The following is a 14729-nucleotide window of genomic DNA, read 5'->3' on the forward strand; positions in this document are numbered from 1 at the left end:
GTCATTTTTATTTACGGCGTCATCAGATAATGCGTCAAAAAGCACTACGGCATGTCAACTTCATAACCACTTTACTTCAAAACAAAGAAAAGTGGTGAATCATAATTCCGTCGAATTATGATTCACCACTAATGTTAGTCAGTTTTATTGGGCAAGTCCGTTTGTTGCGCCTACTATCGAATTATTTTCTGGAGAATCAAAAAAAGACTTGCTATGAAGTTCAGATCAAGGTTTAAACTGAACTTGAAGTTAAGCCAAATGGCAAATCGCCATTAAGCGTAGAATATCAAAGAATGAAATGGAGCGTACAAAGATGGAAACAGTTGAATTGAACAACGGTGTCAAAATGCCGGTCTTAGGTTATGGTGTTTTTCAAATTACGGATCAGCAGGTGGCGGAAGATGCTGTCATTGACGCGCTTGCGAGTGGTTATCGCTTGATCGATACCGCGGCCTCTTATGGCAATGAAGCCGCGGTGGGCCGAGCAATCAAACGCAGCGGCGTTGCGCGGGAAGATCTTTTTATTACGACCAAGTTATGGGTTTCCGATATGGGTTACGAAGCGACCAAGCGGGCCTTCAATAAGTCGTTGACGCTGTTGCAACTTGATTATTTGGATCTGTATTTGATCCATCAACCTTATGGCGATGTTTATGGCTCGTGGCGGGCGATGGAAGAGTTGTATCAAGCCGGCAAAATCCGTGCCATTGGCGTTTCCAATTTCACCGCTGATCGGTTGATCGATTTAGCCTTGAATAATCAAATCAAGCCCGCTCTAAATCAAATCGAAATCAATCCTTGGATGCAGCAAAAAGATGAGGTTCCGTATTTACAAGCTCATGATGTCCAACCGGAGGCATGGGCACCGTTTGCTGAAGGTAAGCATGATATTTTCAAAAACGAATTGCTTACTGATATTGGCGCCAAGTATGGTAAATCAGTTGGTCAAGTTATTTTACGCTGGCTGACACAGCGGGGGATCGTGGCCGTTTCTAAGTCCTCGCGGAAGGAACGGATGGTCGAGAATATCAATAGCCTAGATTTTGAGCTGACTGCCGCTGAGATGACGCAGATCGCAACGCTGGATAAAAAGGAAAGTCAATTTTTCGATCATCGTGATCCAGCCGCAGTTGAACGAATTCTTGGACTGGTGCGGCATGTCTAGGTCGGCCCGACTGGATCTGGCGCCAGTGATTCATCGCTCCAGATGTATAAATTTACAGACAAGGACAGTACGACCTAACAGTGGCAATCCGTAGCGGCTCGCGTTTGTTGTTCTTACTGGAGCTAAGTTGTATAGTGGAACCTAAATGGAACGAAGACTTGAACCGCAGACCGGTGGCGATGTGGGCGTTGCCAATTAAAGTGAGCCGATTTCCGCTCTTCATCTCCAGGTTTAGAAAGGGGGTTTTGACCATGACCGTGGCGTTCGCTAAGTTTTTCCCTGGGTTGACGCTTGACTGGATCGCGCTGGTGCCGCTGTTTCATTCTCGGCAGATCCCGGCGAAAACCACCCTCCTTGATTAGGGAGACGTGGCGACCCAGCTTTATTTCATTGATCAGGGCGCGCTGCGGTTGTGGCACAATGCTGACGGGAAGGATATTACCGTGCAGTTCTTCTTTGAACAGCAGATCGTGGCGTCATTTGAGAGTTTTATGCTCGGGCAACCTAGCCAATTTTTCATTGAAAGCTTGGCGCCGACGAAATTGTTTAGTCTGAATAAAAGTGATTTCGATCGCCTGATCAAGCAATCGCCGCAATTGAGTCGATATATGACTGAATTTATCTCGCGCCGCTTTATGGCCTACACCAATTATTTTCTAACGCGGATCCAAGACTCGCCAGAGGAACGTTATCTTGATCTGATCAAGCATGAGCCCCAAATTTTGGCTCGAGTCCCCAACATGTATATCGCGTCATACTTAGGCATTACTCCCGTATCGTTAAGTCGGATCCGTAAACGAATCGCAAAAGAATCGCCAAAATTAACATAAGATAATTTCAAATCAACTCCGAGGATCTATGATGAAAACATCAACGATCAAAGGAGTGTTTTTATGAAAACAGTGATTGTTTATAATCATCCCTATCAAGGGAGTTTTTGCCACGCTATTCTGGTGGCGGCTAAGGCAGGCGCAGAGGCGGCAGGCCATGAGGTCGATGTGATCGATCTCGATCAGGATCATTTCGATCCAGTTATGTCAGGTCAAGATTTATTAGCGTTTCGCCAGCACAAAATGATCGATCCGCAGGCGCGGGCCTACGTTAAGCGGCTACAAGCAGCCGACCAGTTGGTGTTGATTTTCCCGATTTGGTGGGAGCTGATGCCGGCGATGATGAAAGGCTTTATCGATAAAGTGATTTCACCAGGATCGACTTACCGTTATATCAAATCGGGTTATGGCATGCAAACCATCTTGCCGCAACTGAAACAGACGACCGTGATCACCACCATGAATACCCCTAACTCATGTATCGTTTAGTCTACGGCAATGCCATCAAGCAAGCCTTGGTCAAAGGAACCTTAAGGAAATCGGGCCTAAGAAAAGTGAAATGGCTGAGTTTCAACCTGGTCAAGAGCAGCAAAGTGGCGCAACGCGAGGCCTGGCTCAGGAAAGCAACAAAATTGTTTAGCTGATCCTGAGGTTTCCCTTTTCATCATCGCCTGCACCCTTCATCAGAAAAATTCCCGTCAAAAAAGGACGAGTGCGTTGACTTAATCAGTCGCGCGCCGTCCCTTTTTAACAGAATCTTTTCAATCTGGATCGATTTTAGTTGCCCGTGATCAATACTAGAACACTGCAGATCGCGGTGACCAGTAAGATGGCAAAAAGGCCAATGCTGGCGATTTTTAGCCGTTCGCGAAGCTGCGGCCGATCCTTGCGGCGATCGAGGGGATGACCACGTCGGAGAGCTAAGTAGGCGAGTAAGCCACTACCGTTTTGACTGCCGGCGGCGAGGAAAGCCAGCAGTTTGGGACCTGCTAGGCCACGGGCAGTTGCGTCTAAGGCCACTAACTGGCTGGTTAGATAAGCTAAGAGACCAGCCGCTAAAATCAGAGTTATGAGTAGGATCATCAGGAGCCAATTCATTTTTAAGATCACCTCAGATCAGTTTGATCACTAGATAGAAAGCGCCGGCGATGCAACCGACTAGTAGCAGTAACAGCACCACGGTCAACCAGACTATCTGGCTAAAAAGGACGATTCCGATTGTCCAAATCAAGTTTAGCAGCAGCAGGAGCGCCAGTATTTTTCCAGTTCGCACGGCATTAGTCGCGCTGACCCAAGCTCGGACCATTTGTTGATCACCTCGCAGTAGTTCATCTAAGGAGAGATGGTAGAGCTCGGCCAACCGCATGACGCGTTCAATGTCAGGATAACTGCGAGAATTCTCCCAGTTCGAAATCGTTTGCCGGCTGACTGACATGATTTCGGCCAATTGTTCTTGGGACATGTCGGCCGTCATCCGAGCTTGTCTGAGTTGTTCACCAATAATCATCTTTACCCGCCTCCTCAATCCAAATGATAGTGGGAATTTGTCGTTTTTAGTAGCAAATTTGTTTGACAGTCAGGGAAACCCAGGGGGAATTTCTCGAGTTTTGGCAGCAGTGGTTGCACCGTTACCCGCTGTTCACCGCGCATGGACGCAGGATCCGATTATTAGGCAACCGGCGCTCATTGATGGGGTTTGCTCGGTTCGAGTTCGAGGTTCCGGGTTTGACTGACTCATCAGTCGGTGGGTTTCTGTCTTTTGCAGCGTCGGATCAGAAAATGGTGGATCGGCTTGCGGAAACGGAGCAAGAGTGCAATCAGAGCGCCAAGGATGATCACACTAACGCTGACAACGAGGCTGACAGAACCAAGTTTGTAACGATCACCAGCTGTCAACATGATCACGGGGATCAAAAAGGCAATCAGAAAAATCCCCGGCACGCCAATTAACAGAAATTTGAGTAAGAAACGCGATAAGTGTGAAGTTTTCGGTCGCGGGTCAGCCACCGTCTGAGGGCTGGGCAAGGAAAGCAGTAATAATTGATTCAGTTCTTGTAGTTGTTGAGCGTTGGGCAGCTGTTGGTCACTTTCCCAGGCCTGGATCAGGTCCGGTGCAAGGCTCATTTCTTGGGCCAGTTTGGTTTGATTCCAATGTTTTGCTTGGCGTGCCGCCGCGATTTGGGTCCCGATTGTCATGATCATTCCTCCATTTGCCTGCCTAGCATAGCATAAGCGGACAAATCAGCAAAGAGAAAACTAGCAGAGAACGCCGCTACATAACGCCGACTTGCTGCAACTGCTTTGGATGAGCATCGAGTCAAACGAAGGGTATTCAGCGCGCTCAATCATTCAAACTCCCATTCAGGTTTCCTTGATGATCATTCAGGTCCACTTTGGAAAAGGATGCTTGAGTAATCAGTATCGCATGAGGAACTAGAGTAGCCACCACTTACACGGGAACAGCCGTTGATTGCAGGTGGTGCGTCGTCTTCGTAACGCCGTTATAACGCTTGAATATCTTTCTTGGTACGACTTGCGGATATTCGAGGCAAGATTTGGTTGGCTTCACGCGGATTCAAGATACTCGCTCTGGCTTTCAATAAGACCAGCAAACAACTATAATTAACTTGATTAACTGAACGACGCTGCGCAGATTTTCGGGATAGCGTTATATCGGTGCGCTGATCGCGTACGGCTGCCGGATCAAACCGGCGTGAGTTGCCAAGGACCGTGCACAATGAGTTGCTTTGGTAATAGGTCGAGTGGGTTCAAGTGAGTTCAGTGCTACCCAGGCTAGCTGCTTAGGTTCCCCACTTGGTCCCGGATAACTCGCCGTTGTCATGGCTAGAAGTAGGCTGACCAAGCATTAATGAGTCAAACGCAATCAATTAGTCGAGCGTTATAACGACGTTACGCACTGTGCTGACAATGGCGTAAGGGGACATGAGACAGCGGCTTTAACCGAAAGTTTGCGGTATCGGTCACCGGAGCTTTGCTGGCGAGACCTGATTTGCTTGGCATGATGTTCCTAGTTAGAATGTAAAATAGGAGGAGATGAGCGGTTTGAAACGGGTTTTGTGGAAGGATATTTTGCGCTCATTCACCCATTCTAAAGGGCGCTTTTTCTCAATTATGGGATTGATGATGCTGGGAGCCTTCGCCTTGGTGGGGTTGAAAGTGACCGGGCCAGATATGCGGGCCGCGGGCACTGACTATTTTAGTCGCTATCAGAGCGCTGATCTTACCGTGATCGGGTCTGCTGGTCTGGATCAGGCGGATGTGGCCGCGCTCAATCAAACTAAAGGCGCTAGCAAAATCGAATATGGCTACCTAAAGGATTTAGTGGTCAAAGGGACGCAACAAAGTTATCGCGTTTTTTCAAAAAGCGCGGCACTTTCCCAATATGAGCTGGTCAAAGGGCGTTTACCTGACCGGGAAAATGAAATTGCGGTCGCGGCCAAGGTGAGTGGGTCATATCCCTTGGGTAGTACGATCACGTTCACCGAGAAAGCGGATCTCAGTGGCCAGCCGGCGTTGTCCCGTCATCGCTTCAAGGTAGTGGGCTGGGTCAATTCCAGTGAAATCTTGTCTGGGGTCAACATGGGGCAGACCACGGCTGGAACTGGTGAATTAAACAGTTATGCGGTGGTTTTGCCAGCCGTGTTCCAAACCGATTATTATATGTTGGCCAGATTGAGTTTCCGCGATACGGCTGGGCTTGATCCCTATGGTGATGAGTACGCGGCGAAGATCCAGGCGCATAAACAGGTACTTAACCGGGCGTTGCGACAGCAGCCGGCTGCGCGGGCGGCAACAATCAAGGCGACTTATCAGCGTCAAATCACCGCGGCTCAGGCCAAGATCGCGCAGGCCAAGCAAAAATTGACCACCGCCCAACAGCAGTTAACGAAGACAGGGCAACAATTGACAGCTGGCCAGGCTCAGCTAGATCAAACCAAGGCACAATTGGCAGCCGCGCGGGTTAAATTGGACCTGGCGCGACAGCAACTGGCGACAGCGCAGCAACAATTAAGCCCGGCCAGCGCCGCCCTGAAATCTGGGCAAGCTAAGTTGCAGAAGGGGCAAGCCGAATTGACCGCCAAGTCCGCGCAATTGACGCAGCAACGGCAAACCTACCAGCACAAATTACAGCAATGGCAAACGAGTCAGCAGCAGGTGGCAACCCAGAAGCAGCAACTGACCGCGGCCAAGCAAGGCTACGCGTTGCGGCAGACACAATTGGCGCAACAGGCGCAGGAGCTGAGTCAACAGCTCGCGGCTCCAGGGCTGAGCGCCGCCGCGCAAGCTAAGTTGCAGGCCCAATTGCAACAAGTTGAGACGGCGCGGCAACAAGTAGCTCAGCAAGAACAGGCGTTTATGACCACCACCTATCAACCAGGCATGACTAAACTGGCCGCTGCTGGGCAAAGCCTGACGCAGCAACGGCACGCTTTGCAACAGGCAGAGCAGCAGCTCCAGGCGGCCGCCAACAAGTTGGCCCAAGGGCGAGCCGCTTGGCAAACCCAAACCGGTCAATGGCGGACCCAGCACCGGCTTTATCAACAAAAACAAGCTGACTACCAAACGGGACGGCGTGCTTATCAACAAGAACTACAAACCTGGCAGCAAGGGCAGGCCGCTTGGCAAGCAGGGCAAACGACCTTAACAACGCAGCAACGCGCCAACGAACAAGCGCAGGCCAAATTGACGACCGGTCAAAAGACCGCCCAACAACAAATCAGCACGACAGAGCGACGAATCAAACAAGCGCGCCGTGATTTGGCGAATTTGGCGACGCCAACGTACACTGTCGCGTCCCGGCGAGAGATCCCTGGCGGTGAAGGCTATAAGATTTATGGAAGCGTGGCGAAAATCGTCGATGCGCTGGCCAATATTTTCCCGATTTTCCTTTATTTCGTGGCGGCCTTAGTGACCTTTACAACCATGACGCGGTTTGTTGACGAAGAACGGACCAATTCGGGCACGTTAAAAGCGTTAGGCTATGGTAATCGCGAGATCATTCGCAAGTTCACCGTCTATGGCTTAGTTGCCAGTGTCCTTGGATCGGCTGTGGGCATCTTTCTCGGGCACACTTTGTTGCCTTTGATTGTGAACAACGCCTACCACAAAGGCTTTACTTTACCGCGGATCAAATTGGTCTTTCATCTCGGCGTGACCGTTGTTGCTGTGCTCTTGGCTTTGATCAGCGCGGTTTTGCCTGCGTGGCTGGTTGCCAGTCGTGAATTACGTGAGAAACCGGCAGCATTGTTATTACCAGCGGCACCGACCGCGGGCTCGAAGATCTTTCTTGAGCGGTTGAAGCCGTTATGGCGCCGACTGAGTTTCACTCATAAGGTGACCGCGCGAAATTTGTTCCGCTATAAGAAACGAATGTTGATGACGATTTTCGGTGTGAGTGGCGCGGTCACCATGCTCTTTGCCGGTTTCTCCGTGCAACATTCAATTTCCGGGATCAGCCAGCGGCAATTCGGTGAGCTGATTCATTATGATCTGATCGTGGCCAGAAACGCGACCAATACAAGCCAGCAGAATCAGGCGGTGACCAAACTGCTGCAGCAACCTGCAGTCACCAAAACAGCCGCGATTCATTACGAAGAGATGACCAAGGTTGCGGGCGCGGATCAAGATACGCAAGCAATCAAGTTGATCGTGCCGCAGTCAACGCGGAATTTCACCGACTATATCAGTTTGGTGCAACGCCGCACTGGTCGCAAACTGTCTTTTCAAACGGGGCGTGTGATTATTTCCGAGCGTTTGGCCAAGCTGCTGCAGGTCAAACGTGGGGATCAGATCACGCTCAAGGATGCCACTGGCAAGGCGCGGCAGCTGAAAGTTGGTGGGATCACCGAAATGTATTTAGGGCATTTCGTCTTAATGAACCGCACAACTTATCAGCGGCTTTTCCAGCAGGACTTTCAGGCTAACGCGAATTTAGTTGATTTGCGCCAGCGGACCAGCGCCAACACGAAGCGGCAGGCAGCGGCATTCATGAAATTAGCTGGCGTCGCTGGTGTGGTCCAGAATACGACTTTGACCAAGCAAATTGCCGTAATTGTCCAGTCTTTGGACAAAATCATGAAGGTTTTGATCGTGATCGCTGGGTTATTGGCAATCGTGATTCTATATAACCTGACTAATATCAATGTGTCCGAGCGTATTCGCGAATTATCGACGATCAAGGTTCTCGGTTTCTATGACCAGGAAGTCACGATGTATATCTATCGCGAGACAATTTTGCTGACGATTTTGGGGATCTTAACTGGTTTCGGGTTAGGCGAATTGCTCCACGAGTATATTATCAAAGTCGTCCCGCCTGATGATGTGATGTTCAATCCGGTCTTGTCGGCGAATAGTTTCTGGATCCCTACGCTGATCGTCGGCTTGGTTACCGTTGGCCTGGGTTACGTTGTCAATTATCGCTTGAAACACATTGATATGTTGGCGGCGCTGAAGTCAATGGATTGAGATCGAGCCATGAGGAATCCAGCCCTCAGTGATCCGGCCTTTCAACCGCCGGGGCTGTGAGCGATATTGGTAAACAGGCGCGATGGTCATTGTTGGAAAACGCTTGCTTTTTCAAAATCGATGGGGCACAATCTAAACAGAGGGATCACTGAGCCTTAATGGTAAAGCGGCCTGACAATAAAAAAAGAGGTGGTCGGATTGAAATCTGAACTGACTGGTGTTTTGACAGCGACAAACCTGGTTTTGACATTAGATGCTGATCAGGGTCAAGTTATTTTCCAAGCGAGTGGTTCGCTACCAACGACGGGGGTCGTGTTACTCTACCGTCACGGCCAGTTACAGGCGGTCATGCCTGCGGTCGCGCCACTGGCCCCGGGGGAAGTTAGCGTTCAGTTACTTCCTGGTGCCGCAATCGAAGTGGCCGAGTTGCAGGCATACTGGCAATGGCAACTGACTGGCGTTGGCGATGAGCGGCCCTTGTCAGCGACTTTATTGGCGTATCTGGAAATGGTCCAAACCTTGTTGCAGCAACTAGGTTTACGGACAGATCTAAGGGTGGTCACCACCGTCCAACTGGCAGCGGCCCAGCCCACCCCGCATCCTGGGGGAAAAGCGCGACATCGCTGGAGCAAAGACGTGGCGGCGCTGACCTTTAAGGTGGATCATGATGGCGCCAAGGCCACCGTGATTTGGCGCAAACGTAACGAAATGGTCATTGCCAAGGGCGCCGTCATGAAAGCTGAAGCGCCTTTGAATCGCAATGGTGAGCTTGGCTTCTCCGCGCGCTTCGCCCAACAACTGCGCCAAGAACATCAAGACCAATTTCAAGACTTCGTGACCACCACTGACATCGTCTTGAAAAGCGTCAATGAAGTCGGACTCTTTCTCTACTTTGCAGGCACCAATAGCTGGCTCGTTTTGAAGGACGCCCAAGGGAAAACGATCCACGATTGGACCGTGGTTCAGTGAGCTTCCGCAGTCATTAAATGCGCGCCACTAATGCGACATTCAATCAAAAAGCAGGTGATAACCGTATGCGAAATTCCGGTTGTCACCTGTTTTTTCACGTTGATTTCTATTGTTGAATCGTTGTCTGGTTGCGGGACTGGTGGGCGTTGCGCGTAAGCGCAACCGGCTGGGACTGCTGATGCGGACTGGAACGTGGTGGGCATCGTTTGAAGCCAATCCGCAAAGAGCGCGGCTTGTCTTCAAATCGAGCCTTGTCCTAAGCGGCAAAGCCGCCAAGGACAATTTCACCACTGAGCCGCGCAGTCCCAGCCGGTTGCTAGGCAGAATTGAGCCTATCTGCAATCAAAGTGGGGTATCTGACAAAGTGCTTTTGCAAGCAAGCGGTCAAACAATTCCTTCTTTTAGGGTGGTATGGCAATGCCAACGGATTCGGATTTGAAGGTCCGGACATTTTGTGTAGGCCGAACATCTCGGCTTGCTTCCTTAACAATCACTGGGTGGAAGCCGACCGATTCAGTTGACTCGCCAAGATTCTGCCCCAATTCATCAGACCGACTGTACTGGTGTCACCAATTCAAAGTTGGTAACCACTAATCACGGCCGTCAAATGCGTGGTTCCCCATCAATTGACGATAGCCTGCCAGTAGGCGTGAGTGCTCAAACGGCTGCTATAACGTTGAGCGGCTGGAGCGGAGAAATTCGGGGTGAGATCGCCGTGAAATTGTCCTTGGCGGCTCTGCCGCTTAGGACAAGGCCTGATTTTGAGACAAGCCGCGTCCTTTGCGGATTGGCTCAAAACAGCGCCCACAGCGAGCTCACCCCGAATTTCGCAGCGCAAGCTGCGGCCAACCTACTTTTATCCATCAAGTGCCCACCAGATCCGCAAACCACCAGCGCGTGCCGCCGTCGCATAGCGTGACAAACATTGACTAGATTGGTATAATCAGTTCTGGAGTAACATTTTGTCACCCTCAAGGAGGTCAGATTTTGCCGAAAGATACGTTTTTGAATTTACCCCCAACACGGCAGAAAGAGATTGAACAGCTCTTGTTGGAAATTTTCTACAATCGGCCGGTTAGCCAAGTCAAGGTCACTGAAATCGTTGAACGGATGGAAATGTCTCGGGGCGCTTTTTATAAGTACTTTGAGGATTTAAACGACGCTTATCACTATACTTTAGCCCAAAACGCTAAAATCATCCGCCACGATATTCTGCGGTGTATTGATGACAATCAAGAGGATTTCTTCGTGGGCATCGAACATTATTTGGCCAAGTGTGGTCAGCTGAAACCTAACACCCGCTATTGGCGTCGGATCAACTTATTGACCCGTTCCAATTCCGAATTGGCGGTGCGCGAGATCAGTCCGGGCAATACCACGGCTTTCGTCGATCGGGTCATTGAGGTGATCCGCAAGAATCAATTCAATATTCGTGATGATAACGAAATGATCAGTTTCCTTTATTTCATTTTAGAAATCATTATTGACTCACTAACGGCGATGGTGGTCAATCATTGGGACAGTGACCAATTATTGACTGATTTTCGGTACAAGCGTAAATGGTTAGTGGGCAACTTGGGTTAAAATCAGGTCTTGCTTCGGTGCCGCGCTTCACTGTGGTCGCAAGCAAAAACGCATTCACCAGTCTGTTTGGTGAATGCGTTTTTTGGTGGCGCTATTCTTGAGTGAGCAGTTGTTGCCGTTTATTGAAGTAGCGTCGGTAGGCCAAGTAGCCGGCAATGATTGCCCCCAAGCTGGTCGTTGACAGCAACATGAAGGTGACTAGGATTTGGTAGCGGATCGCGCTGACTGGGTCGACCCCTGCGAAAATCAAACCGGACATCATCCCGGGCAAACTGACTAATCCCATTGTTTTGGCCGAGTCGATCGTCGGCTGCATCGCTGTTTTGATGCTTTCACGTAAAATCGTGATCGCGGCCAGTTTGATCGGGGCGCCCAGGGCTAGTTTCTCCAAAATCTGCTGGCGCTGATCGCGAAATTGACTTTGAAGATTTCGATAGCATAGTCCCACGGCAACCATTGAATTACTGGCAATCATCCCGGTGATCGGGATCACCTGCGAAGGAATAAACTTCAGTGAGCCGGTCAACATGATGATCCCCAGTGTCACCGTGGTGCTGACAAACAGGGCCGCGAAGGTTTCCCAGTAGTTCCGGTTCGTGTTGGGATTGCGTTTGTAAGCATTCCAGGCGGCGTTGAAGATGATGAAGAGACACATCAGGATCGTTAGAAAGACGTTATTGATCTTGAAAATATACTTGAGCACATAACCGATCAGGGTCAGCTGAATGATCGCCCGCAGAATACTCAGCAAAATGTCTTTATTTAAGCCTAATTTCTCGCGATAACTGATCAGCATGGCCACTAGAACCAAAGCAAAGGCGAAAACCAATGTAACGTTGTTCACTAATAGTTGATTCATTTCTGCAATGCCCCCTGACGCATTTCGATTAAGTGGGTCGCCGCCGCAATTTCGGTTTCATCATGGGTGACTTGAATCACGGTGGTCGTTTGTTCCTGGACGTTCTTGATCAGCGCTTGGACGATGGTTTTGCTGCGAGTATCCAAACCAACGGTGACCTCATCCAATAGCAGTACTTGCGGAGGAAAAACCAGATTACGGATCAGGGCGATCCGTTGCTTCTCCCCACCGGATAAGTCAATCACCTTCTTATCGAGGAAAGTCAAGGGTAAGTCTACTAATTCCAGCAAGGCGCCGATTCTGGCTTCATCAAAGGGAACTGACCGAATTTGAAAAGGCAACTTGAGATTGTCCCGCACACTGTTGTCAAATAGAGTTGGTTGCTGGAAACAGTAGGAGACCTGCTGACGATAAGTGGGATAATCATAAGCCGTTTGATTTTTGCCATTAAAGCTGATCGTCCCGCTGGTTGGCGAAATCAGGGAAGCAATTAGTTTCAATAGAGTACTCTTCCCACAGCCGGAGGGACCACTGATGGTCAATGAATCACCGGCGCTCACACTGAGATCAACGTGGTGGATGATCGTTTGGTCGCCATCCGCGTAACTAACATTCTGCAATTCAATGATACCCATTATTCTTACCTCTTCTGTTCAAGATACCCCTACTATAGCACAAGCCAGATTATAATGACTATAATATGGCTTGTGTGCTTCACTCCGTTGATTTATTATGATCGCTCGCGTCCCGTCCAATTGGTCGGAGCGCGTGGAGAGCGGCCCAGCTGAAGTGAGTTTACTAGTCATTCCACAACAGGTTGGCAATGTCGCGGTAATTACTCATCAATGAGGCGTATTGAGGGCGTTGTTGGTTATCATGGAGGTGCTGGCGCATATCCGTCAGCCGATCAGTGATGATTCCATCCACGTTGAAATACATCATCCGATTCAAGGTGCTGACGTCATTAACATCCCAGCTATAGACCAATTGCTTACGCGCGTGGGCCTGATCAACGAAAGTGCTGTTCAAGGTTGTCACTTCCATTGCGTAAGCGTTCATGTCTGTGTTAGGGAAAGCGAAATTATAAGGCATGATATAGGCGGTGAAGGTTCCCGCCGATTCGGCTTTGACGGTGGCGACCGTCTGATAATCCAGCGACTGAACTTGTCCCTGATTTTCTTTGATCCGGTTGCGATATCGGTTGATGAAATTCTTGACAGCATCGGGACTGTCCTTCGGTGAGGCCTTGTACTCGATCAATAACTTCTGATCCAGTCGCATCGCTTGAGCTAGGTAGTCATCGAAACTAGGGATTTTCGCGCTATGGCCGTTTTCCTTGACAGTGATTCGCTGTAATTGCGCTAAGGTAAGGTCCTGAGGTCGTTCGCGTCGGCCAGCTAAAGCTCGCAAAGTTGGATCATGAAAGCAGATGTACTGGCCATCTTTGGTTTCCTGAACATCCATTTCCACAAAGTCTGGTTTCTTTTGGGCGGTTTTGACCAAGGCCGGAATTGTATTTTGGACGCCATTGCCACCATCAACGCCACGATGCGAGATTACTAACGGTTGAGTGCTGGTCAGGTCTTTCAAGTAGCCATAGTTGAAAAGTCCCAGGGTCAATAGGTAGGCGCCACAAACCACGCCGGTCAAGTAGCGCCAAAAGTGGGGATGGTGTGGTTGCTCGGTTGCCGGCAGTGGTCGCGGTAACGCAGGTTGCATCAACAATAATAAAATCATCGTAGTGTAACTCCCAAACAATAAGGTCACTAGTGCCGTCAACAACATGGTCAAATTGGCGCCCACGAAGGCGAAATTGGTTAGGTCGAACGCCGATTGAAGCCAAAATAAGAGGCTGTTGAGCAGGCCAAACAAGGCGCTGGCAAAAAGCAAACTGACCGCGCCTTTGCGGAAGTTGCGCCAATTATTTTTTCGGGTCAGGTCCCAGCTATGTTTACGCGCCTGGGTGATCGGCTCATCGTATAGCACCATTAGGGGCAAGACGTACAGATAGCGTAATCCTAAATAAAGACTGACCAAGTAGAGCGCGGCGATGATCCAGGGATACCACAGATGCACATCGATGAAGGCCATAATGAAATCAGGAATCACGACTTTACCCAGCAAAGGCGTCGAGAAGAAACTGCTCAGCACTGGCAACATTAAGATGAAGAACAAGGTTAGAAAGAGAAATGTTTTAAAATTCAACAATTTGAATTTGTGGCCAGCGCGGCGGAGTAGTCGGCGAAAATGCGGGCGTTGGTCTTGGCTCAGGTCGTTGACGAAAAGAATGAAAATCGTGAATTGCCAATAAACTAGCGCCAGGATCACCACCAAGAGTAGCAACAGAGTCACCAGCAACCAGGGATGTTGAAACGCGACGCTAACAAGATTCGTGTATGATAAATAAGCCACGTTAAATTTGATCAAGAGCCAGCCGGTCAGCTGGCGCATTGACATGACCAATAGGCTGACGAAAAAGTTAAGTAAAACGGAGAAAATCAGAATTTGCGGCCAATAACGCCAAAACAAATGATTACTGGCTGACCAAAAGCGAATACTAGGAAATAAGCGCCTGTGTTTCTTTGTCTTGCTCATCTACCGGGACCCCCAAATAAACTTTGCTTGCGAGAAGCTAATCCTTATTTTAGCACGATTAGTCTTGAAGTGCGCGGTGACCTGCTAAGCCGGATGGCGTCAAGTTAACGTGGGTTTTAGTAATAAAGATATTTGCTAGAATTATCTGAATACTGATGGCACCAATCTGGCTGTTAGTACATACTGACTATTTTTTCTCACGTTACTGATTCAATGTGTGATTCCGTGTTGCCACTCTCGC

The 14729-nt window shown here is 49.5% G+C and carries 15 protein-coding genes; 8 read left to right on the plus strand and 7 right to left on the minus strand.

The window, feature by feature from the left end:
- Positions 1-313 precede the first annotated feature (313 nt).
- From EKM94_RS11710 to EKM94_RS11720, 4 genes are all read left to right on the plus strand, one after another.
- On the plus strand, positions 314-1165 hold the full coding sequence (locus tag EKM94_RS11710) for an aldo/keto reductase (RefSeq protein WP_125602210.1): 852 nt from the start codon (positions 314-316) through the stop codon (positions 1163-1165).
- 134 nt (positions 1166-1299) lie between these two features.
- Positions 1300-1527: a hypothetical protein gene (locus EKM94_RS12675; protein ID WP_225422228.1), complete on the plus strand. Its 228-nt coding sequence runs from the start codon at positions 1300-1302 to the stop codon at positions 1525-1527.
- A gap of 6 nt (positions 1528-1533) precedes the next feature.
- The gene (locus tag EKM94_RS11715) at positions 1534-1995 is read left to right on the plus strand and encodes a Crp/Fnr family transcriptional regulator (RefSeq protein ID WP_225422229.1); all 462 of its coding nucleotides are present in this window, start codon (positions 1534-1536) and stop codon (positions 1993-1995) included.
- Positions 1996-2058: 63 nt separating this feature from the next.
- Complete coding sequence (locus EKM94_RS11720; protein ID WP_225422230.1) at positions 2059-2484, plus strand: NAD(P)H-dependent oxidoreductase; 426 nt, start codon at positions 2059-2061, stop codon at positions 2482-2484.
- 288 nt (positions 2485-2772) lie between these two features.
- Here the strand turns inward: EKM94_RS11720 and EKM94_RS11725 are convergent, their stop codons facing one another.
- The 3 genes from EKM94_RS11725 to EKM94_RS11735 all read right to left on the minus strand — a co-directional run bounded on the left by EKM94_RS11725 (position 2773) and on the right by EKM94_RS11735 (position 4191).
- Entirely contained in the window at positions 2773-3093 is a 321-nt protein-coding gene (locus tag EKM94_RS11725; protein ID WP_125602212.1) for a hypothetical protein, read from the minus strand.
- Between the two features lie 13 nt (positions 3094-3106).
- Positions 3107-3502 (minus strand): helix-turn-helix transcriptional regulator, encoded by a 396-nt coding sequence (locus EKM94_RS11730; RefSeq protein WP_125602214.1) that lies wholly within the window; start codon positions 3500-3502, stop codon positions 3107-3109.
- A 230-nt stretch (positions 3503-3732) separates the two neighbouring features.
- Complete coding sequence (locus tag EKM94_RS11735) at positions 3733-4191, minus strand: helix-turn-helix domain-containing protein (RefSeq protein WP_125602216.1); 459 nt, start codon at positions 4189-4191, stop codon at positions 3733-3735.
- A gap of 858 nt (positions 4192-5049) precedes the next feature.
- Between EKM94_RS11735 and EKM94_RS11740 the strand changes: the two genes are divergently transcribed.
- Together EKM94_RS11740 and EKM94_RS11745 are read left to right on the plus strand one after the other, a co-directional pair.
- The gene (locus EKM94_RS11740) at positions 5050-8481 is read left to right on the plus strand and encodes an FtsX-like permease family protein (RefSeq protein WP_125602218.1); all 3432 of its coding nucleotides are present in this window, start codon (positions 5050-5052) and stop codon (positions 8479-8481) included.
- Between the two features lie 198 nt (positions 8482-8679).
- Positions 8680-9450: a hypothetical protein gene (locus tag EKM94_RS11745; protein ID WP_125602221.1), complete on the plus strand. Its 771-nt coding sequence runs from the start codon at positions 8680-8682 to the stop codon at positions 9448-9450.
- Positions 9451-9489: 39 nt separating this feature from the next.
- Here EKM94_RS11745 and EKM94_RS12680 read toward each other — a convergent pair whose 3' ends face one another.
- Positions 9490-9738 carry a hypothetical protein gene (locus EKM94_RS12680; protein WP_225422231.1) on the minus strand — a complete coding sequence of 83 codons (249 nt, stop codon included), beginning with the start codon at positions 9736-9738 and terminating at the stop codon, positions 9490-9492.
- Between the two features lie 229 nt (positions 9739-9967).
- Here EKM94_RS12680 and EKM94_RS11755 point away from each other — a divergent pair, with 229 nt between their 5' ends.
- Complete coding sequence (locus tag EKM94_RS11755) at positions 9968-10369, plus strand: hypothetical protein (RefSeq protein ID WP_125602227.1); 402 nt, start codon at positions 9968-9970, stop codon at positions 10367-10369.
- Between the two features lie 68 nt (positions 10370-10437).
- Positions 10438-11034 (plus strand): TetR/AcrR family transcriptional regulator, encoded by a 597-nt coding sequence (locus EKM94_RS11760; RefSeq protein ID WP_164511233.1) that lies wholly within the window; start codon positions 10438-10440, stop codon positions 11032-11034.
- 91 nt (positions 11035-11125) lie between these two features.
- Here EKM94_RS11760 and EKM94_RS11765 read toward each other — a convergent pair whose 3' ends face one another.
- From EKM94_RS11765 to EKM94_RS11775, 3 genes are all read right to left on the minus strand, one after another.
- A complete protein-coding gene (locus tag EKM94_RS11765; RefSeq protein WP_125602234.1) occupies positions 11126-11893 on the minus strand; it encodes an ABC transporter permease in 768 nt (255 codons plus the stop codon).
- A complete protein-coding gene (locus EKM94_RS11770; protein WP_125602237.1) occupies positions 11890-12528 on the minus strand; it encodes an ABC transporter ATP-binding protein in 639 nt (212 codons plus the stop codon). Before EKM94_RS11770 ends, EKM94_RS11765 begins: the two co-directional genes overlap by 4 nt.
- Before the next feature lie 163 nt (positions 12529-12691).
- Positions 12692-14488: a glycerophosphodiester phosphodiesterase gene (locus EKM94_RS11775; RefSeq protein ID WP_125602240.1), complete on the minus strand. Its 1797-nt coding sequence runs from the start codon at positions 14486-14488 to the stop codon at positions 12692-12694.
- Positions 14489-14729 lie beyond the last annotated feature (241 nt).

It is taken from the genome of Lapidilactobacillus achengensis, assembly GCF_003946655.1.
GTDB lineage: Bacteria > Bacillota > Bacilli > Lactobacillales > Lactobacillaceae > Lapidilactobacillus > Lapidilactobacillus achengensis.